Origin of the sequence: Arthrobacter sp. 2YAF22_2 (genome assembly GCF_052114645.1) — a bacterium.
GTDB lineage: Bacteria > Actinomycetota > Actinomycetes > Actinomycetales > Micrococcaceae > Arthrobacter.
On the sequence record NZ_JBFRFD010000574.1, the window covers coordinates 1 to 2,133 of the forward strand.

At 67.7% G+C, this 2,133-nt stretch carries 1 protein-coding gene and 1 pseudogene; both read left to right on the forward strand.

Going from position 1 to position 2,133, the window contains the following annotated elements; genetic code table 11:
* Positions 1-80: 80 nt before the first annotated feature.
* Positions 81-1,817, forward strand: coding sequence for a 2-oxoglutarate dehydrogenase, E2 component, dihydrolipoamide succinyltransferase (gene sucB, locus AB4Y86_RS17435; protein ID WP_441403424.1), 1,737 nt, complete (start codon positions 81-83; stop codon positions 1,815-1,817).
* 100 nt (positions 1,818-1,917) lie between these two features.
* Positions 1,918-2,133, forward strand: a pseudogene (locus tag AB4Y86_RS17440) (hypothetical protein); the annotation flags it as partial.

The following is a 2,133-nucleotide window of genomic DNA, read 5'->3' on the forward strand; positions in this document are numbered from 1 at the left end:
GCCCGAAAAGCCGGGTGCACTAAGCTCGATCAAGGCAGCAATCATCCGCACTAAAGATCAATAAGGAGAACGGGGACGACATGTCTGAATCCGTTAACTTGCCCGCCCTCGGTGAGAGCGTCACCGAAGGAACTGTCACCCGCTGGCTCAAGCAGGTAGGTGACCGGGTAGAGGTGGACGAGCCCCTGCTCGAAGTTTCCACCGACAAAGTAGACACCGAGATCCCTTCTCCGATCGCCGGCGTGATCGAGGAAATCCTCGTCGCCGAAGACGAGACCGCTGAGGTCGGCGCGCCCCTGGTCCGCATCGGCGACGGCTCCGGCTCCGCCGGGGCTGCCGCTCCGGCCGCCGAGGAAGCCCCCGCCGAGTCGCCGTCCGCTGCAGAGGCGCCGGCACCCGAAGCCGAGACCCCCGCGCCCGCTGCCGAGGCTGCTGCTCCGGCACCCGCCGCCGAGGCCGCCCCGGCCGGCGAGGGCCACGAAGTGACCCTCCCCGCTCTGGGCGAAAGCGTCACCGAGGGCACCGTCACTCGCTGGCTGAAGAGCATCGGTGACAGCGTCGAGGTCGACGAGCCGCTGCTGGAAGTTTCGACCGACAAGGTCGACACCGAGATCCCGTCTCCGGTCGCCGGCACGCTGCAGGAAATCCGCGTCGCCGAGGATGAAACGGCCGAGGTCGGGTCCGTCCTCGCCGTCATCGGTTCCGGCGCAGCCGCGCCGGCGCCAGCGCCGGAAGCTCCGAAGCAGGAGGCCCCCAAGCAGGAAGCCCCCGCACCCGAAGCCCCGAAGCAGGAGGCGCCCAAGCAGGAGGCCCCGGCTCCTGCCGCAGCCCCCAAGCAGGAAGCGCCCGCCGCACCCGCAGCCCAGGCCGCTCCGGCTGCAGGCGCCGAGTCCGGCTACGTCACCCCGCTGGTCCGCAAGCTGGCCAACCAGCAGGGCGTGGATATCGCCTCGCTGACCGGCACCGGCGTCGGCGGCCGCATCCGCAAGCAGGACGTACTGGCCGCGGCAGAGGCCAAGGCCGCCCCGGCCCAGGCTCCCGCACCGGCCGCGTCCGCAGCCCCGGCAGCGCGTCCCTCAGCAGATCAGTCTTCACTGCGCGGCACCGTGCAGAAGGCCCCGCGGATCCGCCAGGTCATCGCGCGCCGCATGCGCGAATCGCTGGACATCTCCACCCAGCTGACCCAGGTGCACGAGGTGGACATGACCAAGGTCGCGAAGCTGCGCGCCAAGGCCAAGAACTCCTTCCAGGCCCAGAACGGCTCCAAGCTGACCTACCTGCCCTTCATCGCCAAGGCCGTCGCCGAGGCCCTGAAGCAGCACCCGAAGGTCAACGCCTCCTACGACGAGGACAAGCAGGAGATCACCTACCACAACGCCGAGCACCTGGCGATTGCGGTGGACACCGACAAGGGTCTGCTGGTTCCGGTCGTTGCCGACGCCGGCAACCTGAACCTCGCCGGCCTGGCCGGCAAGATCGCCGACGTCGCCGACCGCACCCGCAACGGCAAGATCGGCCCGGACGAACTCTCCGGCGGAACCTTCAGCATCACCAACATCGGTTCCGTGGGCGCACTCTTCGACACCCCCATCATCAACCAGCCGCAGGTGGCCATCCTCGGCACCGGCGCGATCGTCAAGCGCGCCGTGGTGGTCTCCGATGAGAACGGCGACGACTCGATCGCGATCCGCTCCATGATGTATCTCTCCCTGACGTACGACCACCGCCTGGTGGACGGCGCCGACGCGGGACGCTTCCTGCAGACGCTGAAGGCACGCCTCGAAGAAGGCGCCTTCGAAGCGGACCTGGGCCTCTAGGCTCCCCCGCAACCCGGCCGGCCGGGTGAGCAGAGGGCATCTTCCCGCAAGGGAAGGTGCCCTCCACTCTTTGTGGACACTTTGTCGCTAAACTAGGCCCATGACCATACTTTTCTACATCCTGCTCTTCCTGCACATCATCGGCGCCTCCATGGTGGTTGGTATCTGGATCGCCAACATGAAGGCCCCCACGGTGCACCCGCGCCAGCGGGACGGCGCCTTCGTGCAGCTGATCACCGGCATCGCCATGATGGGAATCCTGCCGATCCTGCACAACCAGAACCCGGCCGAGTTCGATCCGAACTACTTCAAGCTC